Annotated in this window: 18 protein-coding genes; 15 read left to right on the forward strand and 3 right to left on the reverse strand. The window is 73.6% G+C overall.

Translation table 11 applies throughout. The features are described 5' to 3' along the window. Positions 1–3: 3 nt before the first annotated feature. The 6 genes from ACE1OC_RS38455 to ACE1OC_RS38480 all read left to right on the forward strand — a co-directional run bounded on the left by ACE1OC_RS38455 (position 4) and on the right by ACE1OC_RS38480 (position 8,050). On the forward strand, positions 4–834 hold the full coding sequence (locus ACE1OC_RS38455; protein ID WP_407840931.1) for an alpha/beta fold hydrolase: 831 nt from the start codon (positions 4–6) through the stop codon (positions 832–834). Then, on the forward strand, positions 831–2,006 hold the full coding sequence (locus ACE1OC_RS38460) for a glycosyltransferase (protein ID WP_407840932.1): 1,176 nt from the start codon (positions 831–833) through the stop codon (positions 2,004–2,006). The genes ACE1OC_RS38455 and ACE1OC_RS38460 overlap by 4 nt, the downstream gene beginning before the upstream one ends. Further along, complete coding sequence (locus tag ACE1OC_RS38465) at positions 2,003–4,048, forward strand: class I SAM-dependent methyltransferase (RefSeq protein WP_407840933.1); 2,046 nt, start codon at positions 2,003–2,005, stop codon at positions 4,046–4,048. Before ACE1OC_RS38460 ends, ACE1OC_RS38465 begins: the two co-directional genes overlap by 4 nt. Beyond that, a complete protein-coding gene (locus ACE1OC_RS38470; RefSeq protein WP_407840934.1) occupies positions 4,045–5,352 on the forward strand; it encodes a hypothetical protein in 1,308 nt (435 codons plus the stop codon). The genes ACE1OC_RS38465 and ACE1OC_RS38470 overlap by 4 nt, the downstream gene beginning before the upstream one ends. A gap of 130 nt (positions 5,353–5,482) precedes the next feature. Continuing rightward, positions 5,483–6,769, forward strand: coding sequence for an alkaline phosphatase family protein (locus ACE1OC_RS38475; RefSeq protein WP_407840935.1), 1,287 nt, complete (start codon positions 5,483–5,485; stop codon positions 6,767–6,769). A 33-nt stretch (positions 6,770–6,802) separates the two neighbouring features. Next, a complete protein-coding gene (locus tag ACE1OC_RS38480; RefSeq protein ID WP_407840936.1) occupies positions 6,803–8,050 on the forward strand; it encodes an MFS transporter in 1,248 nt (415 codons plus the stop codon). Positions 8,051–8,060: 10 nt separating this feature from the next. Here ACE1OC_RS38480 and ACE1OC_RS38485 read toward each other — a convergent pair whose 3' ends face one another. Next, on the reverse strand, positions 8,061–9,359 hold the full coding sequence (locus tag ACE1OC_RS38485; protein ID WP_407840937.1) for an MFS transporter: 1,299 nt from the start codon (positions 9,357–9,359) through the stop codon (positions 8,061–8,063). A gap of 134 nt (positions 9,360–9,493) precedes the next feature. On the opposite strand from ACE1OC_RS38485, the gene ACE1OC_RS38490 reads away from it, so the two are divergent. Beyond that, a complete protein-coding gene (locus ACE1OC_RS38490; protein WP_407840938.1) occupies positions 9,494–11,527 on the forward strand; it encodes a prolyl oligopeptidase family serine peptidase in 2,034 nt (677 codons plus the stop codon). 88 nt (positions 11,528–11,615) lie between these two features. Here the strand turns inward: ACE1OC_RS38490 and ACE1OC_RS38495 are convergent, their stop codons facing one another. Next, entirely contained in the window at positions 11,616–12,002 is a 387-nt protein-coding gene (locus ACE1OC_RS38495) for a peptidoglycan-binding domain-containing protein (protein WP_407840939.1), read from the reverse strand. Positions 12,003–12,265: 263 nt separating this feature from the next. Between ACE1OC_RS38495 and ACE1OC_RS38500 the strand changes: the two genes are divergently transcribed. Together ACE1OC_RS38500 and ACE1OC_RS38505 are read left to right on the forward strand one after the other, a co-directional pair. After that, positions 12,266–13,084 (forward strand): helix-turn-helix domain-containing protein, encoded by an 819-nt coding sequence (locus ACE1OC_RS38500; protein WP_407840940.1) that lies wholly within the window; start codon positions 12,266–12,268, stop codon positions 13,082–13,084. Further along, entirely contained in the window at positions 13,081–13,980 is a 900-nt protein-coding gene (locus ACE1OC_RS38505) for a helix-turn-helix domain-containing protein (protein ID WP_407840941.1), read from the forward strand. The genes ACE1OC_RS38500 and ACE1OC_RS38505 overlap by 4 nt, the downstream gene beginning before the upstream one ends. 27 nt (positions 13,981–14,007) lie before the next feature. On the opposite strand, the gene ACE1OC_RS38510 is transcribed toward ACE1OC_RS38505, so the two are convergent. Then, on the reverse strand, positions 14,008–14,712 hold the full coding sequence (locus tag ACE1OC_RS38510) for a TetR/AcrR family transcriptional regulator (protein WP_407840942.1): 705 nt from the start codon (positions 14,710–14,712) through the stop codon (positions 14,008–14,010). Positions 14,713–14,841: 129 nt separating this feature from the next. Here ACE1OC_RS38510 and ACE1OC_RS38515 point away from each other — a divergent pair, with 129 nt between their 5' ends. The 6 genes from ACE1OC_RS38515 to ACE1OC_RS38540 all read left to right on the forward strand — a co-directional run bounded on the left by ACE1OC_RS38515 (position 14,842) and on the right by ACE1OC_RS38540 (position 22,090). Beyond that, positions 14,842–16,524, forward strand: coding sequence for an amidohydrolase (locus tag ACE1OC_RS38515; RefSeq protein WP_407840943.1), 1,683 nt, complete (start codon positions 14,842–14,844; stop codon positions 16,522–16,524). A gap of 131 nt (positions 16,525–16,655) precedes the next feature. Further along, positions 16,656–18,371, forward strand: coding sequence for an ABC transporter substrate-binding protein (locus tag ACE1OC_RS38520; protein WP_407840944.1), 1,716 nt, complete (start codon positions 16,656–16,658; stop codon positions 18,369–18,371). Continuing rightward, complete coding sequence (locus ACE1OC_RS38525) at positions 18,368–19,348, forward strand: ABC transporter permease (protein WP_274546713.1); 981 nt, start codon at positions 18,368–18,370, stop codon at positions 19,346–19,348. Before ACE1OC_RS38520 ends, ACE1OC_RS38525 begins: the two co-directional genes overlap by 4 nt. Next, positions 19,345–20,244 carry an ABC transporter permease gene (locus tag ACE1OC_RS38530; protein WP_407840945.1) on the forward strand — a complete coding sequence of 300 codons (900 nt, stop codon included), beginning with the start codon at positions 19,345–19,347 and terminating at the stop codon, positions 20,242–20,244. Before ACE1OC_RS38525 ends, ACE1OC_RS38530 begins: the two co-directional genes overlap by 4 nt. Then, complete coding sequence (locus ACE1OC_RS38535) at positions 20,241–21,215, forward strand: ABC transporter ATP-binding protein (protein WP_407840946.1); 975 nt, start codon at positions 20,241–20,243, stop codon at positions 21,213–21,215. Before ACE1OC_RS38530 ends, ACE1OC_RS38535 begins: the two co-directional genes overlap by 4 nt. Continuing rightward, a complete protein-coding gene (locus ACE1OC_RS38540) occupies positions 21,212–22,090 on the forward strand; it encodes an ABC transporter ATP-binding protein (RefSeq protein WP_407840947.1) in 879 nt (292 codons plus the stop codon). The genes ACE1OC_RS38535 and ACE1OC_RS38540 overlap by 4 nt, the downstream gene beginning before the upstream one ends. Positions 22,091–22,181 lie beyond the last annotated feature (91 nt).

The following is a 22,181-nucleotide window of genomic DNA, read 5'->3' on the forward strand; positions in this document are numbered from 1 at the left end:
GCCATGGCCTTCGTTCCCGCGGGCACCGTCCGCTTCCACGTCCAGCAACTCCCGGCCACCGCGCACGCGGACGGCCCCGACGCATCCGACCGCCCCGTGGTGGTGTTCGTGCACGGGCTGGTCGTCGACAACCTCTCCTCCTTCTACTGCCCCCTCGCCGTGCCGGTGGCCCGGGCCGGGCACGAGGTGGTCCTCTACGATCTGCGCGGCCACGGCCGTACCGAGCGGCCGGCCACCGGCTACGACAGCCGCACCGCCGTACGGGACCTCTTCGCCCTGCTCGGCGCCCTCGACCTCGGGCGCCGCCCGGTCCACCTGGTCGGCAACAGCTACGGCGGAACACTGGCGCTGCACGCCGCCCTGGCCCGACCCGACCTGGTCGCCGGGCTCACCCTGCTCGAACCCCCGCTCAGCGGGGCCTGGGTGGACAACATGGTCGACACCCTGTCGGCGGCGGCGCTCAGCCTGGAGGACAGTGCGGTACCCGCCGAACTGCTCACGCTGCGCCTGCGCAAGGCGGCCAACCTCACGGCCATCGCCGACGACCTGCTCAACCGCACCACCCTCATCGACGACATCGCGGCGAGCCGCACCTTCACCCCGGTCGACTACGCCGGACTGCGCTGCCCCGTCCTGATCGTCTGCGGCGAGCACTCCGAACTCGTCCCGGGAGCCCGGGAACTGGCCCGCCACGCCCCGCACGTCACCGCCGTCGAGATCCTGCCGGGCCTCGGGCACGACGTGCTGAAGGAGAGCAGCGGAGCGCTGCGAGCGGCCGTACTCTCCCACCTCGACGCCACGGCCACGGCCATGGCCGGAGCGCTGGTCCGATGAGGGTGCTCTTCACGGTGCCGCCGCTCGCGGGCCACATCAATCCGACCGTGGCGGTCGGCGCCGAACTGGCCGCCCGCGGGCACGAGGTCGCCTGGACCGGCCCGCCGGGGGCGCTGTCCCGGCTGCTGCCCGAACACGCCCGGATCCTCTCCGCAGGCGCCGAAGCGGGCGGCGACTACGCCCTGCTGCACGCCCGCTGGCGCGATCTGCGCGGGGTCGGGGCGCTGCGGTTCCTCTGGGAGGAGGCGCTGGTCCCGTTGGCCAGGGCGATGCTCCCGGGCGTGGTCCGGGCGATCGGCGCCTTCCGGCCGGACGTGCTGGTCGCCGATCAGCAGGCCCTGGCCGGACCGGTGGCAGCGCGGCGGCTCGGGGTGCCCTGGGTGACCTCCGCCAGCACCTCGGCGGAACTCACCCAGCCCTTCGCGGACTTCCCCAAGGTCGGGGAATGGGTCGCCGCGCAGATCGCCGGGCTGCTGGCGGACTGCGGGGGCGGTCCCGAGCCGGCCGGAGAACCGTGGGATCCACGGTTCTCGGAGCGACTGGTCCTGGTCTTCTCCAGCCGCGAACTGGTGGGAGGAGAACTGAAGTTCCCGCCGCACTACGCCTTCGTCGGTCCGGCCTTCGGGGCCCGCCCGCCCACCCCCCGCTTCCCCTGGGAGCGGCTGGACCCGGAACGGCGACGCGTACTCGTCTCGCTCGGAACCCTCAACCAGGAAGCCGGAGGCCGCTTCTACGGTGCGGTCCTGGGCGCCGCCGAACGGCTCGGCGAAGACGTCCAGTTGGTCCTGGCGGCCCCCGCCCCGCTGGTCGGGGCGGTCCCCGGGAACGTACTGCTGCGCGACAGCGTCCCGCAGCTGGATCTCCTCCCGCACCTGGACGCCGTCGTCTGCCACGGGGGCCACAACACCGTCTGCGAGGCCCTCGCGCACGGCCTGCCCCTGGTGGTCGCACCGATCCGCGACGACCAGCCGATCGTCGCCCGGCAGGTCGTGGAGGCCGGGGCCGGGGTGCGGGTGCGGTTCGGCCGGACCAGGGCCGAGGAACTGCGCGACGCGCTGACGGCCGTCCTGGACGACCCCGGCCACCGCCGGGGTGCCCGGCGGATCCAGGCCTCATTCGCCGCGGCCGGCGGGGCCGCCGCCGCGGCCGACCGGTTGGAGGAACTCCTATGACGCGCTCCCCGCTCCCTTCCCCCGCCCGGATCCGCCGCACCGCGCCCCCGCTGCTGTCCGGCGTCCGGTGGACCTCCGTCCTCCTGCTCGCCGCCCTCGGCGCGGGCACGGTGCGCACGGCCCGCCGCCTGCGGGCGGTCCCGGTGCTGCCCACGGCCGTCTCCGCGGACGCCGGGGTGCCGCGCGCCGCCGGCTGGCGGCTGCTCACCGCCGGCGGCGTTCAGCCCGACGCGGCCACCTTCCTCGCCGCCTGCGCGTACGCCGACCGGGAGGGCCTGCGGGTCCTGGACCTACTGCCCGGGGACCTGCCCACCGAGCGGGTGCTCGGCCTGCTGCGCCTGGTCGACCCGGCCGGCTACCGGCAGGACCGGCTCGGCGAGGGGCGCGGCGCCGGGTTCGCCGTGCTCGTCGCCGAGGAGGTGCTCGCCCGGGCCGAGGTGGACCTGCCGGGACCGGACGCCACTCCGGCGGAACTCATGGCCGTGATCCGGCGCGTGAAGGAGTACGCCGCCGATGCCACGGGACTGGCCATCGCGCCCGCCCTGAGCTGCGGACCACCCGCCGACACGGACGGACCGGCGCGGGCGGCCGAACTGCGGGCCCAGGGACTGCCGCCGGGGGCGCTCGCCGCCGCCCAGCTCGCCGGGCTGGCCCTGCTGGCCGGGGCCGCCGCACGCCAGGGCCGGTGGGGGGCCGCCGCGGCGGGGCTGTACTGGATCCAGCCCTACCTGGCCCTCGGCCGGTCCGGCGCGCCCCTGCGCCCCGGCGACCTCGCCCGGGCCACGGCCGCCCGGCCCGTACGCTCCCTCGGCGCGGCCGTGCGTACGGCCGCCGCGACGACCCGTACGCCGACACCCGGGGCCGTCGTACCGGCGAACGGCCCGGACGCCGCGCAGGACGCGGACCGGACCGGCATCAGGGCCGAGGGGGTCCGGGCGGAGGTGGTCCGGGCGGAAGCGGTCCGCGCCGAGTCGCTCCGGGCCGAGGCGGACCGGGCCGAGTCGGTCCGCGCCGAGGCCGTCCGGGCGTACCGGTCCGACCTGGCCGCCGGGACCGACCGGTTCTTCGAACCGCGCCGGCCGGACTGCCCCTGGTGCGGCTCCGGGAACCTGACCGTCCGGGTCCGGGTGCCCGACCTGCTCCAGGGCAAGCCCGGCCGCTTCACCCTGGAACGGTGCGGAGCCTGCGGGCACGTCTTCCAGAACCCCCGGCTGTCCCCGGAGGGGCTGGAGTTCTACTACCGCGACTTCTACGACGGCCGCGGCGGCGAGGGCGCCGCCACGGTCTTCGGCCGGCTCGGCGCCGCCTACCGGGGCCGGGCCGAGATGCTCCGCCCCCACACCGATCCCGTGTCCTGGCTCGACGTCGGCACCGGCCACGGCCACTTCTGCAACGCGGCCCGCGCCGTCTGGCCCGACACCCGCTTCGACGGGCTGGACATGGGCGACGGGGTCCGCGAGGCCGAGCGGCGAGGCTGGGTGGAGACGGGGTACCAGGGCCAGTTCCCGGAGTTCGCGGTGAAACTGGCGGGCCAGTACGAGGTCGTCAGCATGTACCACTACCTGGAGCACACCCGGGACCCGCTCGCGGAACTGGACACGGCGGCCGCCGTCCTCGCCCCCGGCGGCTACCTCACCATCGAACTCCCCGACCCCGAGTCCCGGATGGCCCGGCTGCTCGGACCGGCCTGGCTGCCCTGGTTCCAGCCGCAGCACCAGCACCTGATCCCCTCCTCGAACCTGCGCGAGGCGCTGGCGGACCGGGGCTTCACCGTCCTCGCCGAGGAGCACGGGGCCGCCCACCAGGGCAACGACTTCTTCGGCGCGGTGGCCCTGACCGCGACCCGGCTGGCCCCCGACCCGGACCGGCCCTGGGGACCCCCGGCCACCGCCGGCCGTCGCGCCCTCACCGGCGCCGTACGGCTGGCCTCGCTGCCCTGCTTCGCCGCCGCGACGGTCCTCGACGGGCTGCGCACCGCCGCGGCCCGCCGCACGGACGGCGGCAACGCCTACCGGATGCTGGCCCGCAAGGACGAGCGATGACGGCCCCCGGCACACCGGCTGCCACGGGCCCGGCTGCCACGGGCCCGGCTGCCACGGGCCCGGCTGCCACGGGCCCGGCCGCCACGGGCCCGGCCACCATCGGCCCGGCCGCCACCGGCCCCGCAGAAACCGGCTCCGGCGAAACCGGCTCCGGCGGGAAGGGCCCCGCGGCAGCCGGCTCCGGAGGGATGGGCCCCAGCGGGACGGGCCCCGCGGCAGCCGGCCTCGCCGTAACCGTCCCCGGCGGGAGCCCAGCCGCAGCCGGCCTCGCCATATCCGTCCCCAGCGCGACCGCCCCCGCGGCAACCGGCTTCGCTGAACCCCGCCTCGCCGAACCCCGCCTCGCCGAATCCGCCCCCGGCGCGACCGGCCCCGCGGCACTCCCCGGAGGCGACCTCGCCCGGCGGGCCACCGCCGACCCGCTCTTCCGCCTGGTCGCCTACGCCCTGGAGGCCGCGCACGGCCGGCCCCCGGCCGCCGTCTGGAGCGCCCCGTACACCTTCCACCTCGGCTCCCCGGGCCTCGTCGCTGCCGCCGGCTGGCCAGTGGCGGCCGCAGCGGCCCCGCGCACCGACGGTCTGGTCCGGCTCAGCTCCCTGGCCCACCCGGCGGACGGCTGCGACCTGCCGCTGACCCTGTCCGGGCCGCCGCCCGCCACCCCGGCCTGGGCCGCCCGCCCGTACGCCCTGCTGCGCACGCTGGCCCGGGCCGGCTACGGCCGGGGCGGGACCGACCTGCACGTGCAGGGCTCCCTCACCCAGGCCGCCGGGCTGGCCACGGAGGAGGCCGCCGACTGTGCGGTGGCGCTCGCGGTGGCCGACGTCCACACACCGCCGGGCGAGGACCCGGACCGGGCCCTGCTGGCCCGGCTGATGGAGGAGGCGTTGCCGGACGGCGACGACGCCCTGCGCCGGGGCGCCCTCTTCGCCCGGCCCGGCAGGGCCCTGCTGATCGGCCACCGCCCGGCCGGGCCGGAGCCCCGGCGGCACCGGCAGCGGTACGTGCCCTTCGACCCGGCCGGGTCGGGTTCCCGCCTGGTGTTGCTGGCCCTCCGGCCGGACCCCGACGGCACGCAGGACCGTACGGCCGAACTGGCCCGGGCCGTCGCGTGCGCCCGCCGGGCCGGGGCCCTGAGCGCCTGGCCGCCCGGGCAGCGGCCGGGGCGGAGCGTCTTGGTCCTGCTGCCCGAGGCCCGGCTGACGGCGGTCCGGGCGGCGGTCGCGGAGGACTTCCGCGACCGCGGGCTGCCCGTGCCCCGCTTCCTGAACATCACCGTGGCCGGCGCGGCCCGCCGCGAGGCGTGACCCCGGGCCCTGGCCCAGGGCACTGACCCCGGACCCAGACCCCGGCCCCCCACACCGGCCCCCGATACCAGGCCCCGCACCGGGCCCTCACCCCGAGCACCACACCACTCATCACGAGGAGGAACCACCCATGCCCCTCCGTCCCCCGTCGTCGTCGGCGAGCGCGACCGCTCGCGCGAGACACCGGATCCACCGGTCCGCCCTGGTCGCAGGCCTCGGCGCCCTGGGCCTGCTGGGCGCCTTCACCATCGCCAACTCCCAGGCGGCCGAAAGCGGTTCCGCGGCCCCCGCGGCCGCGGCCGCCCTGCCCTCGTACGACCACGTGGTCGTCGTCGTGTACGAGAACAAGCAGTACGGCGAGATCATGGGCAGCGCCAACGCCCCGTACATCAACCAGCTCGCGGCCGGCGGCGCGAGCCTGACCGGCATGAAGGCGCTGACCCACCCCAGCCAGCCGAACTACTTCAACCTCTTCTCCGGCGCCACCCAGGGCATCACCGGGGACGGCTGCTACACCCCGCAGTCGATGACCGCGGCCAACCTCGGCCAGGAACTGATCGCGGCCGGCAAGACCTTCGCCACGTACAACGAGGACCTGCCCAGCGAGGGTTCCACGGCCTGCACCAACGGCCAGTACGCCCAGAAGCACAACCCGTGGTTCGCTTTCAAGAACGTGCCGCTCAACACCGGCAAGACCTGGGCGCAGTTCCCGCAGAACAACTTCGCGGCGCTGCCGAACCTCTCGTTCATCGTCCCCAACCAGTGCAACGACATGCACTCCTGTTCCGTCGGCACGGGCGACACCTGGACGAAGAACAACATCGACGCCTACGCGCAGTGGGCGAAGGCCAACAACAGCCTGCTGGTGCTGACTTGGGACGAGGACAACTTCCTCGGCTCCAACCAGATCGCCACCGTCTTCTACGGGGCGAACGTGAAGACGGGCACGTACGCCACGGCCTTCAACCACTACAACCTGCTGCGCACCTTCGAGGACCTGTTCGGCACGGCGACGCACGCCGGGAACGCCGCCAACGTCCAGCCGATGAGCGAGGTGTTCACCTCGACGACCCCGACACCCACCCCGACCCCGACGTCCACCACGACCCCGACCCCGACTCCCACGCCCACCCCGACCCCCACCCCGACCTCGGCCCAGCTGAAGCTGGTCAACCCCGGCCCGCAGAGCTGCAAGTTCAACCAGAACTGCACCATCCAGCTCACCACCACCGGCGGAAAGCCCCCCGCCCGCTACACCGCCACCGGACTCCCCTGGGGCCTGACCCTCGACGCCAACACCGGCCGCATCACCGGCAAACCCTGGGCCACCGGAACCATCCAGATCACCGCCACCGCCACCGACACCACCCCGGCCACCGCCACCACCACCTTCCCCCTCACCCTCACCTGGTTCTGACCCACCTGGTTCCGAACGTGCAAGGAGGCACCCGTGTACCTGTCGACCAGCCGTGCGGCGGACATCGCCGCCGACCCTCCGGCTCCGAAGGGCCCCCTGCGGGCCGTCCCCGGCACGGTGCTCGCCCTCGGCATGGTCAGCCTGTTCACGGACGTCTCCGCCGAGATGGTCACCGCCGTCCTGCCGCTGTACCTGGTGGCCGGACTGGGGATGTCCCCGCTCGCCTTCGGCGCCCTGGACGGGCTCAACCAGGGCGCCACCGCGCTGCTGCGCCTCGTGGGCGGACGGGTCTCGGACCGCACCAACCGGCGCAAGCTCGTCGCCGGCACCGGCTACGCGATCTCCGCCGCCTGCAAGGCGGCCCTGCTCGCGGTCACCACCCCCTGGTCGGTGGCGGCGGTGCTCGCCGCCGACCGGACCGGCAAGGGACTGCGCACCGCCCCGCGCGATGCGCTGATCTCGCTGTCCTGCCCGCCGGGGGAGCAGGGCCGGGCCTTCGGCGTGCACCGCGCGCTGGACACGGCCGGGGCCCTGCTGGGACCGCTGGCGGCCTTCGGCGTGCTGTGGGTGGCGGTGGACGGGTACGAGGCCGTCTTCACCGTGAGCTGCTGCCTCGCGGTGTTGGGAGTGCTGGTACTGGCCCTGTTCGTACGGGAGAGTCCCGCGCCCGCACCAGCGGCCGGTACGCCTCCGGTCCGGGCCCTCCTGCGGATCCCGGGCCTCCGGCGGCTCTGCCTGACCGCCGCCGTGCTCGGCCTGTTCACCGTCGGCGACGCCTTCCTCTACCTCCTGCTCCAGCGGCGCCTGGACCTGCCGACGGCCTGGTTCCCGCTGCTGCCGGTCGGCACCGCGGCCGTGTTCCTGCTGGCTGCCGTGCCCGTGGGGCGGCTCGCCGACCGGCTGGGCCGCCACCGGGTCTTCCTCGGCGGGCACCTGCTGCTGCTCGGCGCCTGTCTGCTGCTCCTGGCCCCGGTACCGCCCGGCCCCGCGCTCGTGCTCGGTGTCCTGGGCCTGCTCGGCCTGTTCTACGCGGCCACCGACGGGGTGCTGATGGCCGCCGCCGGGCCGCTGCTGCCCCCCGGGCTCCGCACCACCGGGCTGGCGGTTCTCCAGACGGCGCAGGCACTGGCGCGGTTCGCGGGTTCCCTGCTCTTCGGCGCCGCCTGGACCCTGTGGGGACCGGGCCCGGCGCTGGCCGCGGCGGCCGGCGGACTGCTGCTGGCCCTGACCGCGACGACCCTGACCACCTCCGCTCCGGCGGAGGAACCCCCCGAGGGGTGAGGGCGCAGGGTCAGGCGGTCGCTCCGCTCGGCTGCGGCTCCTCCTCCTTCGCGGCCCGCTGCCGCAGGGCGTCCTCGTCGGTGTCGGCGTCGTAGGAGATCAGCTTCGGCAGCAGGGCGGCCAGGAGCGCCACCGAGGCCACGCAGGCGAGTCCGCCGCTCCAGAAGGCCGAACGGGTACCGGTCCAGCCGGCCATCGTGCCCGCACGGACCTGGCCCAGCTGCGGGCCGACGGTGTACGAGAGCACCTCGATGCCCGCGAGCCGGCCCCGCAGTTCCTCGGGGATGGTCTGGTTCCAGATCGTGGCGCGCCCCAGCCCGCTGAGCATGTCGCCCGCACCGGCCACCGCGAGGCACAGCAGCACCAGCCAGATGTTCCCCGACCAGCCCGCGGCCGCGATGGCCAGCCCCCAGACCCCGGCCCCGCACACCACCAGCAGCCCGTGCCGGCGTACGCGCGAGGCCCAGCCGCTGGTCAGCCCCAGCAACAGGGAGCCCACCGCGCCCGCCGCGTACATCAGACCCAGCGCCCACACGGCGTCGAGCTCGTCCGCCAGGAACGGGAAGATGGCGTTCGGGAAGGCGAAGAGCATCGCGGCCAGGTCCACGGCGTACGTGCCCAGCAGCACGGGCCGGTTCCACGCGTACCGTGCCCCCTCGGCGATCCCCCGCAGGGAGGGCCGCTCGGCGTCCCGCGCGGGCGGAGCCGGACGCAGCCGCAGGCACAGCAGCACCGATACGAAGAATCCCGTGACGGTGACCGCGTACGCGGACGCGTAACCGGCGTACGCGACGACCAGGCCGGCCACCGCGGGACCGGCGATGGCACCGAACTGGTAGCGCAGCCCGTTCAGCGCGGCCGCGGCGGTCAGCTGGTCGTGTGGCACGATCCGCGCCATCAGCGAGTCCATGGCCGGCCGCTGCAGGCCGGTCAGCGCCGATACGCACGCCGCGACCACGTACAGCGGCCACAGCAGGGGAGTCGGCAGGGCCGAGTTCACCAGGAGGACCAGGGCGAGCACCCCGAGCCCGGCCTCGGTCAGCAGGATCAGCCGCCGCCGGTCCACGGCGTCCGCGAGGGCGCCCCCGTAAAGACCGAAGACCACCAGCGGGAGCAGCTCCACCGCGCCCATCGCACCGACCGCGAGCGGCGAGTCCGTCAGGTGCTTGATCTGCAGCGGCAGCGCGATCATCGCCATGAACGAGCCGAAGAAGGTGACCGTGCCCTGGTAGAACAGCAGCCGGAAATCGGGGCTCGACCGCAGCGGGGACAGGTCGGGCAGTACGGAGGCGAAACGGGATCTGCTCACGAGGGCCCATCGTCGGTGCCCGCTCCGCCCGGGGCAACGGATTTTCCGCCCGGGACCGCCGCGGACCGGCCTCGTGCGCCGCACCCGGGCCCGCGCGGTCGGAAGCACGCGGGCCGATCCTGCACAATCGGCGGATGAGTGATGCAGACTCCTACCTCTGGCTCGAAGACGTATCCGGCGAAGCCGCCCTCGGCTGGGTCCGCGAGCGCAACGCCGAGACCGTGGCCGCGCTGACGGAGGACCCCGGCTTCAAGGTGCTGGAGTCGTCGGTCCGCGAGGTCCTCGACGACGACGGCAGGATCCCCTACACCCGCCGCCGGGGACGGCACCTCTACAACTTCTGGCAGGACGCCGACCACGTGCGCGGCCTGTGGCGCCGCACCACGCTGGAGGAGTACCGCAAGGAGCGGCCCGCCTGGGAGCCCGTCCTGGACCTGGACGCCCTGGCCGAGGCCGAGGGGGAGAAGTGGGCCTGGGCGGGCAGTGCCGTCCTGGCGCCCGAGCACCGCCACGCCCTGGTCATGCTGTCGAGGGACGGCGCGGACGCCTGCGTGGTGCGCGAGTTCGACCTGGAGACGCTGGAGTTCGTCGAGGGCGGGTTCGAGGTCGCGGAGGCCAAGACCCGGATCGGGTGGATCGACCGGGACCGGGTCTGGATCGGCACGGACTTCGGCCCCGGCTCGATGTCCGGGTCCGGCTACCCCCTCCAGGTGCGCCGCTGGCGGCGCGGCACACCCCTGGCGGAGGCCGAAACGGTCTACGAGGGCAAGCCCTCGGACCTGTCCGCCTCCGGATGGCACGACGACACGCCCGGCTTCGAACGGGACTTCGTCCACCGGCAGATCGACTTCTGGAAGCAGGAGCTGTTCCTCCTGCCCGAGGAGGGGACCGGCGGCGCGCCCCTGAAGATCGACGTACCGGACGACGCCGGCGCCTCGGTCCACCGCGAGTGGCTGATCGTCGCCCCGAAGTCGCCGTGGCTCGGCCACGACGCGGGCAGTCTCCTCGCCTTCGACTTCGAGGCCTTCCGGGCGGGGGAGCGGGAGCCGGCGGTTCTCTTCACCCCGGACGGGCACACCGCCCTCGCCGGCTGGAGCTGGACCCGCCACCACCTGATCCTCACGACCAGCGCCGACGTCTCCTCCCGGATGGAGATCCTGACCCCCGGCCCGGGCCCCGACGGCTGGAGCCGCGCACCGCTGGCCGGCCTTCCGCCGCTGTCCACGGCCTCAGTCACCGGCACCGACCCGGACGTGAGCGACGAGTTCTTCCTGAACGTCTCGGGCTACCTCCAGCCGTCCACCCTCTACCGGGGTACGGCCCCGGCCGGCGCCGACGAGACCGTCAAGCAGGGCCCGGCGCTCTTCGACACCGAGGGACTCGCCGTCAGCCAGTACTTCGCGACGTCCGCGGACGGCACGAAGGTCCCGTACTTCGTCGTCGGACCCGAGGACCGCACCGGCCCCGGCCCCACCCTGCTCTACGGTTACGGCGGCTTCGAGATCTCCATGGTCCCGGGCTACAGCGCCGTGACCGGTCGCGCCTGGCTCGAGCGCGGCGGAACGTACGTCGTCGCGGGCATCAGGGGCGGCCACGAGTACGGGCCGGACTGGCACAAGGCGGCCCTCGGCGCGAACCGGGTCAGGGCCTACGAGGACTTCGCCGCCGTGGCCCGGGACCTCATCGCCCGGGACGTCACCACCCCCGCCCAGCTCGGCATCGAAGGCGGCAGCAACGGCGGACTGCTCATGGGCGCCATGCTCACCCGTGACCCCGAACTGTTCGGCGCCGTCGTCGCCCACGTGCCGCTGCTGGACATGCTGCGCTTCCACAAACTGCTCGCCGGAGCGAGCTGGATCGCCGAGTACGGGGACCCAGACAGCCCGGCCGACCGGCCCCACCTGGAGGAGATCTCCCCGTATCACCAGGTCCGGACGGAGGGACCCCCGTACCCCCCGCTCCTCCTGCTGACCTCGACCCGCGACGACCGCGTCCACCCCGGGCACGCCCGCAAGATGGCCGCCCGGCTGCGGGAGTTCGGGCATCCCGTCCTCTTCCACGAGCACCTCGGCGGCGGCCACTCCGGCGCCACCGACCACGGGCAGACCGCCTTCAACGAGGCGCTGGTCCACACCTTCCTGTGGGACCGGCTGACCCCGAAGCGGTGAACTCCGGGCAGCGGCCGCGTTCGCCGAACGGGTGCGACGACCGTTCGGCGAACACGGCCGGGGCGCGGCGGCGCGCGTCAGGTGCGGTCTACCACCAGACGCCGGCGCGCAGCTTGCTCCAGGTGTTGGGGCCGACCTCGCCGTCGTCCGCGATCTTGGCCTTCTGCTGCACCTTGATCACGGCGTCGTAGGTCTTCTGACCGAACCGGCCGTCTTCGTCCAGCCAGATCGGATAGCTTGTGTTGTAGTTGATCAGGCACTGCACCTGCTTGATGCGCTTGACCGCCGCGTCGCCGGTCTGTCCCGTCCGGGTGATCGTGGTGCCGGTCGGGTAGTAGTCGCAGGCGGCGGCGGCGCTCTGGCCCGAGAGGGTCGCGGACGCCGGACCGGCGGCGTTGGCGGCGCCACCGAAGGCGAGTCCGCTGCCGAGGACGGTCGCGGCCACGGTCACCATGATCTGCTTGCGAAGGTTCATGCTGCTTTCCTCCGTTGTCGAGGACCGGGCATCCGGCCCGGTGCTGGCAGCGACTCTCCTGCGCCAACATCGGCGGTGTCCAGGAAGCCCGGAGGCCGGGGTCAGCGCGGGACGTCCCACGCTCCGACCTGCTGGGACGTCCTGCGCTGGGACTCTTTCGTGGGATGCCGGGACGAGAGAGAGATCCCGCCAATGCGTGTGTGCCACTGGTGAGCCCCGCGCCGTGGCCCGATGCTGTGCCCTGAGCCGAGGGGGAAGCCACAGTGGCGCGTTGGAAGGAACTGCCCTCCGGGCTCGACAGCCGGGAGGGCCGGCTCGTCGCCGAGTTGCGGCGCCTGAAGGACCGCAGCGGCCTGAGCCTGGCCGCCCTCGCCGCGAAGACCGGATACAGCCGCTCCTCGTGGGAGCGGTACCTCAACGGGAAGCAGCCCGTGCCGCGCGGGGCAGTGGAGCAACTGGCCCGGCTCTGCGGGGCGGACGAGACGCGTCTGGTGGTCCTGCACGAGGTCGCCGTACGGGCGCGCCGGCAGGCTCCGGCCGCACCGGTGGCACCGGTCGCACCGGTCGCAGGAGCCGCCGGGGTGACGGGCGGGACGGCGAACGGCCCGGCGAACGGCCCGGCGGGCGGTGTGACGCCGGGGCCGGAGCCCGCAGCCGTACCGGCCCCGCGCCTCGTCCGGCTGCGCACCTTCCTCGCCGGGATGGCGGCAGCGGTGGTCGTGGCCTTCGGTGCCGGACTGCTGACCGGCGGCGCATGGGCCGACGACGGGGCGCGCGGTGAGGACGCCGGTACGTCCGGCTACCGCCGCGGAGTGGCGTACGACTGCGCCACCGAACGGAAGGACGGCGAGCTGCGGGCCGGGCACAGCACCAGCCGCGAGATCCTGCTCGACACCAACAGCACGGGCTTCGACGTCGTCGAGGTCCAGTGCCTGCTGCGCGAGCACGGCTTCGACCCGAAGACCACCGACGGACTGTACGGCCACGACACCAAGGAGGCCGCGACCCGGTTCCAGGCCGCGCGCGGGCTGGTCACGGACGGCATCGTCGGCCCGAAGACCTGGGCGGAGCTGCGCAAGTGACCCTGCCCGCGGAGTGCGGGCACCTCGCCGCCGAACTCAGGCGGCTGCGCCGCCGGACGGGCCTGAGCCTCGTGGACCTCGGCCGGCGCACGCCGTACAGCAAGTCCTCCTGGGAGCGCTACCTCAACGGCAAGCAGCAGCCGCCCCGGCAGGCGGTCGAGGTGCTGTGCGCCGTGGCCCGGGAGCATCCGGGCAGGCTGCTCGCACTCTGGGAGCTCGCGGACCTCGTCTGGAGCGGCCGGGCCGTCCCCGCGTCCCCCGGGACCGTACCCGTACCCGTGCCCACCTCCGCACCCGGTGCCGCCCCCGCCGCTGCCGGACCCGCCGTCACCGGACCCGCCGTCACCGGACCCGCCCCCGCCCCCGCCCCCGCCGCCGAGCGTGCTCCTGTGCCGGGAGGACGGCGCCGGCGGCTGGTCCTGTCGGGCTCCGTCCTGGGCGGCGTCCTCCTCGTACTGACCGCGGGTCTGCTGCTGTCCCGGGAGTCCGGACCGCGACAGGCCGGCGACCCCGGGCCGGCGGAGAGGATGATCCGCAACCCCGGCTGCGCGGGGGCGGGCTGTGCCGGCAAGGACCCGGTCCGCATGGGCTGCGGGGGAGCGGGCATGGTCACCGCTCTGCGTACCGACACGGGCCCCGGCGGTCGCCAACTGGAGCTGCGGTACGGGGCGTTGTGCGAGGCCGTGTGGGTGCGGGCGTCGGGCCTCCGGCCCGGGGACCGCGTCGAACTGATCGTCCCCGGTGTCGCCGACCCCCAGGAAGTGCGGGCGGGCGACCTGGACGTCGGCAAGTACGTGGCGACGCCGATGGTTCCGGCGCTCCGGGGGACCGCCGGCATCCGCTCGTGCGTGACGCCGGGGGAGCCGGCCGCGGAAGCCCGGGTCTGCTTCGGCTGAGCCGCCCGGCGCGGGCCCGGCCACCCCTCAGACGGCCCTTCCTCCCCGGAGCACCTCGACCCGGGTCTCGATCGCGTTGATCAGGGCTTCCACCCTGGCCTCGAAGATCTGCTCGTCCGTGACCTCGGCCAGCTGGGCGCCGAGCCGGGTGATGTTGGGGAAGCCCGCGGGGTCGACCAGGCGGTACTCGCGGTTCCAGGAGGACTCGTCGGCGGCCCGGACATCCGGGTCGAACAGCAGGTAGGCGGCGCGCTGGCCGACGTAGGCCAGGAGCGAGTCGCCGACCATCCGGTAGTGGACGGCCGCCTCCGCCCCTTCGAGGCCGGCCTCGGTCACCGCGCCGAGGATCAGCTCCACGACGCGGAACTCGTTGGGCCTTCGGGTGGTCCGGCTGGCCATGGTCGAGCCGACCACCGGGTACCTGAGCGCGACTTCGAGGGAGCCGTCGGCGAGTGCCCGCAGCCGGTCCTTCCAGTCGAGCCCCTCGGGGATGCGGTCGAGCACCTCGCCGAGCGTGCGGTCGGCGACCGACAGCAGCAGCTCGTCCTTGTCGCGGAAGTGCCGGTAGATCGCGGTCGGGTCGGCGCCGAGCTCCTCGCCGAGGCGCCGCACGGTGAAGGCGTCCTCGCTGCCGCGAGCCGCGATGCGCAGGCTCGCTTCGATGATCGCGTCGGGTGTGAGCTGGCTGCCCGCGCGCTTGGACCGGGCGGGTGTGTCGGATGACTTCGGCATGGTGGGGCCAGTGTAACGATGTGGAACAGAGCGAGCGCAACACCGTTGACAACATTGTTGCGCTCCCGTTCACTCCTCCTCAACGAACCAGCCGTGCGGGGCTCACCCGCCGAGCCGAAGGATGCGTCGATGGGCAAGACCAGGCAGCGTGCCGACATCGTCTTCGTAGGGGGACGGGTCTTCACCGGCACCTCACCCACCCCGATCGACGCCGCCGTCGCCGTCGGAGGCGGCCGGATCATCGCGGTGGCCGACGCGGCCACCGTCCGCTCGCTCGCGGACGGCGACACCGAGGTCGTCGACCTCGCCGGAGGACTGCTCGTCCCCGGATTCCAGGACGCCCACGTGCACCCCGCGGTGGCCGGCGTCCAGATGCTCGGCTGCGACCTGAGCGAGGAACGCACCATCGACGGCTACCTCGCGGTCGTCGCGGAATTCGCCGCGGCCCACCCCGACGCGGTCTGGATCCGCGGCGGCGGCTGGTCGATGGACGTCTTCCCCGGAGGCACGCCGACCCGCGCCATGCTCGACGCGGTGGTCCCGGACCGGCCCGTCCTGCTCACCAACCGGGACGGGCACGGCGCCTGGGTCAACACCAGGGCGCTCGAGACGGCGGGCGTCGACCGCACCACCCCGGACCCGGCCGACGGCCGGATCGAGCGGGAGGAGGACGGAAGCCCGGCCGGCACCCTCCAGGAGGGCGCCGTCGAGCTGGTGGCCCGGCATGTGCCCATCGCGAGCCCGGACGAGGCGCTCGCCGGACTGCTCGCCGCACAGGAGCACCTCTTCTCCCTCGGCGTCACCAGCTGGCAGGACGCCATGATCGGCGCCTTCCCCGGCAACCCCGACAACTACGGCGTCTACCTGCGCGCCGCCCGCGAGGGCTCCCTGCGCGCCCGCGTCGTCGGCGCCCTGTGGTGGGACCGCGAACGCGGCCTGGAGCAGATACCCGACCTGGAGGAGCGCCGCCGCACCGGACGGGTCGGCCGCTTCAACGCCACCAGCGTGAAGATGATGCAGGACGGCATCGCCGAGAACTTCACCGCCGGCATGCTGGAGCCCTATCTCGACGGCTGCGGTTGCGCCACCAACAACTCCGGGCTCAGCTTCATCGACCCGAAGGTGCTCACCGCGGCGGTGTCCCGGCTCGACCGCGCGGGCTTCCAGATCCACTTCCACGCACTCGGCGACCGGGCCGTGCGCGAGGTGCTCGACGCCCTCGCCGAGGCCCGCGAGGCCAACGGGTCCAACGACAACCGCCACCACCTCGCCCACCTCCAGGTCGTCCACCCGGACGACATCGCCCGCTTCGCGAGCCTGGACGCGGCCGCCAACATCCAGGCGCTGTGGGCCGCCCACGAACCGCAGATGGACGAGCTCACGATCCCCTTCCTCGGGCCGGAACGGGCCCGCCTCCAGTACCCGTTCGGCGACCTCCAGCGCGCCGGAGCCCGCCTGGTCGCGGGCAGCGACTGGTCGGTCAGCAGCCCCAACCCCCTGTGGGGCATCCACGTCGCGGTCAACCGCTCCGTACCCGACGAGGCCCCGAACGCGACCGGGACCTTCGAACCGGCGCCGCCGTTCTTCCCCGAGCAGGCGCTCACCCTCTCCCAGGCGCTCACCGCCTACACCGCCGGCAGTGCGTGGGTGAACCACCTCGACGGGGTCACCGGCACCGTCGAGGAGGGCAAGTACGCGGACCTCGTCGTCCTCGACCGGGATCCCTTCGTGCACCCTCCGATGGAGATCGCCGACACCCGGGTGCTGCGCACGTACATCGACGGCGAACTGGTCTTCGCCGCGACCGACTGAGCGACCGCCACCCGCCCCGCCCCTGCTCAGCCCCGCCCAGTCCCCGCTCAGCCTCCGCACAACCACCGGCCGGGCCGCCACCGGCCGAGCGTCACCCACCCCACCGAGCTCATCCCTCAGGGAGTCAGACGATGTCATCCACCCGATCGGGATCCCCGCTGCGCGACGGCCGCCGCACACACGACCACACGAACGACCGCACGCACGGCCGCAGCCGCGTACACCGCGCCGCGGCCGCCGTCCTCGCCGCGGCGGCCCTGCTCGTCACCAGCGCCTGCAGCGGCACCGCCGCCGACAAGGACGCGGACCGGGCCACCGCGTACAAGATCACGGACAAGACGCCCGCCGCCACCGGGAACGTGGACTCCTTCACCTGGTCCGTCTACGCGGAGCCGACCACCATCGACTACGCGTACTCCTTCGACTTCCCGCCCAACCAGATCCTCTCCAACGTCTGCGAGAGCCTGCTGCGCTGGAACCCGGACCTGACGACCTCCCCGGGGCTCGCGGCCTCGTACACCAACCCCACGCCCACCACCTGGGTCTACCAGATCCGCCCCGGCGTGCACTTCCACGACGGGACGGTGCTCACCGCCGACGACGTCGTCGCCTCCCTGAGCCGCAACCTCGACCCGGAGACCGCCAGCGTCTGGGCGAACCAGTACAAGAACGTCAAGTCCATCGACAAGACCGGCCCGATGGAAGTCACCGTCACCCTGACCAAGCCGGACTCCACCTTCAACAAGTACCTGGCCGCCGGCCCCGGCACCGTGGAATCCGCCGCCACCCTGGCCAAGTCCGGCAAGGACTACGGCAATCCGCAGACCGGCGTGAACTGCACGGGTCCCTTCTCCTTCGGATCCTGGACCTCCGGCCAGTCCCTCACCCTCAAGCGGTTCGACGGGTACTGGAACCAGGAGCTGAAGGCCAAGTCCGGCGAAGTGAAGTTCGTCTTCCTCGCCGATGCCACCACCCGCGTCAACGCCTTCCAGAGCGGGGAGGTCGACGGCGGCTGGATGGTCCCGCCGAACGCCTACGCCCAACTGGGCTCCACCGAGGCCGGAAAGCTCTACTTCGGCCGCAACACCACCGTCGCCGACGAGGTGGTCGCCAACCTCAAGGGCCCCCTCGGCAACCCCAAGATCCGCCAGGCCCTCCTCATGGCCATCGACCGCAAGGGCATCGTCAAGGCCGGCGCCGGCGGGGTCGGCGAGGTCTCCGACTCGCTCGTCACCGACAACCTGTGGGCCGACGCGCCGCCCGCGACCCGCGAAGCGCTCCTGAAGGACCTGCCGAAGTACCCGTACGACCCGGCCAAGGCCAAGGCGCTCGCCGCCGAGGCCGGAGTGAACGGCCAGAAGGTCGTGATCGCGACCAGCCCGCTGGACTCGCAGACCACGATCATCACCCAGGCCGTCGCCCAGGCCGCCACCGCCATCGGACTGAAGCCGCAGATCGACTCCCTCTCCGCGGAGAAGTACACGACGCTCTTCACCGACCCCGCGGCCCGCGAGGGCATCGACCTCTTCCTCACCTTCTGGTACACGTCCATCACCGACCCGCTGGACATGTTCGCCTCGCTGGAGACCGGAGCCTTCAGCAACTACGGCAACTGGTCCGACCCGGCCTTCGACGCCGCCGTCGAAAAGGCCGTCGGGGCCTACGACCCCGCGGTCCACGCGGCCGCCAACGCCGAGGCGCAGAAGATCGCCTCGCGCGAACTGCCCTGGCTGCCCCTCTACACCCTGCCCGTCAGCGTCTTCATGGGCAAGAAGATCACCGGCGTCCAGCCCTCCATCGCCTACCTCTACTACCCGTGGGCGGCCGAGATCGGAGCCAAGGGATGACGGCCGCGGCGAAGGCCGCGACCACCCGCGCCGTACGGGTGCTGCGCCGCCTGGCCGGCATGGCGGCGACCCTGCTCGTCACCTCCTTCCTCGTCTTCTCCTCCCTCTTCCTCGCCCCCGGGGACCCGGCGAGCTTCCTCATCAAGGGACGCAGCCCCAGCCCGGAGGACCTCGCCGCGCTGCGCAGCCAGTACGGCTTCGACGAACCCTTCCTGGTCCGGTACTGGAACTGGCTCGAAGGGGTGCTGCACGGCGACTTCGGCCGCTCCTACCTCTTCCACCAGGACGTCTCCTCGGTCATCTGGTCGCGCCTGCCCTCCTCCATGCTGCTGATCGCCGTATCCGGCCTGATGATCGCCGTGTTCGGCATCGGCTCCGGCATCATCGGCGCGCTGCGCCGGGGTTCGCGCACCGACCGTTCCCTGATGCTGTTCGTCACGGTGGGCGCGGCCGCACCCGCCTTCGTCGCGGCCCTGCTGCTCAGGTCGGTGTTCGGAGTGCAACTGGGCTGGTTCCCCACCATCGGCAACGGCGAAGGCCTCATGGACCGGCTGCACCACGTGATCCTCCCGGCGGCGGCCCTGTCCGTCACCTTCACGGCCCTGGTCACCCGGGTGACCCGCTCGGCCATGCTCGACGAACTGGGCCGCGACCACGTGGAGGTAGCCCTGAGCCGCGGAGCGCCACGGCGCACCGTCATCCGGCGGCACGTCCTGCGCAACGCGCTCGGACCGATCGTCACCGTCTCCGCCCTCCTGGTCTCCGGCATGCTGGTCAGCACCGCGATCGTCGAGACCGCCTTCGGAATGTCCGGCGTGGGCTCCCTGCTGGTGCAGTCCGTCGACCAGCTCGACTTCCAGGTCGTCCAGGCCATCGTGCTGCTGGTGGTCGCCGCGTTCGTCGTCGTCAACGCCCTCGTGGACCTGGTCCAGCCGCTGATCGATCCGCGCACGGCCGCGGCGGGGAGCGCCCGATGACCACCCTTCCCACCCTTCCCGACACGGGCACCACGCCCCTCGCCCCCCGTACCCGGCGGGACCCGCTCGCCCGGCTGCGCCGCCTCGGCGGCAGCCGGCTCCAGCGGACCTGCCTGGCGCTCCTCGTCCTGTTCGTGCTCATCGCACTGCTCGGACCCTGGATCGCCCCGTACGACCCCACCTTCGGACAGCTCGGCGACACCCTCCTGGGGCCGAGCGCCCAGCACTGGCTGGGCACCGACCAGGGCGGCCACGACACCCTCTCGGCGCTGCTGGCCGGCACCCGCACCAGCCTGGCCGGTCCGCTCGCGGTCGTCCTGTTCTCCACGGTCCTCGGCGTCGCCATCGGCCTGTTCACCGCTTGGCGCGGAGGCTGGATCGACACCGCCGTCGGCCGGGTCCTCGACGTCCTGTTCGCCTTCCCCGCGCTGCTCCTCGCGATCCTCGCGGTGGCCCTGTTCGGCAAGGGGATGACGGCTCCGGTGATCGCCATGGCCATCGCCTACATGCCGTACACCGCACGCCTCGTACGCAGCCTGGCCGTCCGGGAGAAGTCCCGGCCCTACATCGCCGCCTACCAGGTACAGGGTCACTCGCCCCTGTACGTCACCGTCCGCAGACTGCTGCCCAACATCGCCCCGACGCTGCTCGCCCAGTCGACGGTGAACTTCGGCTACGCCCTGCTCGACCTCGCCGCCCTCTCCTTCCTGGGCCTCGGCGTCCAGCCGCCCACGCCCGACTGGGGAGCCATGATCAACCAGGGGCAGGCGGCCGTCCTCCAGGGGCAGCCGCTCTCCGCGATCGCGCCGGCCGTGGCGGTCGTCCTGGTCGTGGTCGCCTTCAACGTCGTCGGGGAAGACCTCGGCGACCGCCTCGCGGGGAGGGACTCCCGATGACACTGCTCGCCTACGAAGCCCTGCGCGTCACCCTCCCCGCCATGGCCCGCCCCCTCCTCGACGGCGTCAGCCTCACCGTCGCGGCCGGCGAGGTCGTCGCCCTGGTCGGCGAATCCGGCTCGGGCAAGTCCGTCACCGCCCGCGCCGCCCTGGGCCTGTTCCCGCAGGGCGCCGAGATCGGCGGCCGGGTCCGCGTGGAGGGCACCGACCTGGTCGGCGCCGACCCCGCGAGCCTGCGCGAGGTGCGCACGAACAAGGCGGCGATGATCTACCAGGACCCCCGGGCCGCCATCAACCCGGTGCGCCGGGTGGGGGACTTCCTCACCGAACCGCTGCGCCTGGTGCACGGCTGGTCCAAGGCCCGGGCGAACGTCAGGGCCGCCGAACTGCTCGACGCGGTCGGCCTGCCCGACCCCGTCCGCCACCTGAACCAGTTCCCGCACGAGCTTTCCGGCGGCATGCTCCAGCGCGTCGTGATCGCAGCGGCCCTCACTGCCGAGCCGGGGCTCCTGCTCTGCGACGAGCCGACCACCGCGCTCGACGTCAGCACCCAGGCCGAGATCCTGGCCGTCCTGGGCCGCCTCCAGCGCGAACGCGGCCTCGGGCTCCTCCTCATCACCCACGACATCGAGCTCGCCGCCTCCGTCAGCGACCGGATCTACGTCATGTACGCGGGCCGGATCGTCGAAACGGCGCCCGTGGCGGAACTCTTCGCCTCCCCACGGCACCCCTACACCGCGGGCCTGCTCGGCTCCTCCCCGCCGCTCGAAGGGCCCCCGGCCCGTCTCACCCCCATCCACGGCGCTCCCATGGGCTTGCTGGAATCGGCTCCCGGCTGTGCCTTCGCGCCCCGCTGCCGGTTCGCCGAACCGGGGCGCTGCGACGAGTCACCGCCGGAACTCGTGCGACACGGCCCGGCCGAGGTCGCCTGCCACCGCGCCGCCGAACTGGCGCCCGAGGAGGACCGTTGAACACTGATGCGCGCAAGGACACCGCCCCGGAACTCCTCCGGGTGACCGGACTGCGCAAGACCTACCGGACCGGCGGGACGGAGGTCGTCGCCGTCGACGACCTGTCGTTCTCCGTGCGGGCCGGCGGGGCACTCGGCATCGTGGGCGAATCCGGTTCGGGCAAGACCACCACGGCCCGGATGCTGATCGGCCTGGAACGTCCCGACGCCGGTGAGATCCTGGTCCAGGGCCGTCCGTTGGCGGCCTCCGTACGGGGGAGGCCGGCCCGGCTGGCCCGTGCCAAGGCGGTCCAGATCGTGTTCCAGGACCCCTACCTCTCCCTGGACGCGCGGCTCGGCATCGGCGAGACGGTCGACGGGGTGCTCAAGCTGCACGGGATGTCCGACCGTGCGGCCCGGGCCGCACGGGTACGGGAACTGCTGGCCCAGGTCGGCCTCGGCGACCGCGAGGCGGCCGCCCTGCCCCGCAGGCTCTCCGGCGGGCAGCGCCAGCGCGCCGCGATCGCCAGGGCGCTGGCCGTCGAGCCCGCCGTGCTGGTGCTCGACGAAGCGGTGTCCGCCCTGGACGTGTCCGTGCAGGCGCAGGTGCTCAACCTGCTCTCCGACATCCGGCGCGACACCGGGATCGGCCTGGTCTTCGTCAGCCACGACCTGGCCGTCGTCCGCTACGTCTGCGACGAGGCGCTCGTCATGTACCGCGGCCGCACGATGGAACACCGCCCGGTCGACGAGCTCCTCACCGACCCCCACCACCCCTACACCCGGCTGCTGCTGGCCTCCGTACCCCGTCCGGGCTGGGACCCCGACTCGATCAGCCGACGCCGCCGGGAGCTGGACCCGCTGACGACGGCGACGGAGGCGGCGGCGGGGGCGTGACGCCGGGGCGGGTTCGTGCGGGCCCGCCCCGGCCGGCGGGCGGAGGGACGCCGCCTTGGGGCAGTCGGGCGATCTTGGCCGGATCCGCCCT

Source organism: Streptomyces stoeckheimensis, assembly GCF_045822005.1.
Classification (GTDB): domain Bacteria; phylum Actinomycetota; class Actinomycetes; order Streptomycetales; family Streptomycetaceae; genus Streptomyces; species Streptomyces stoeckheimensis.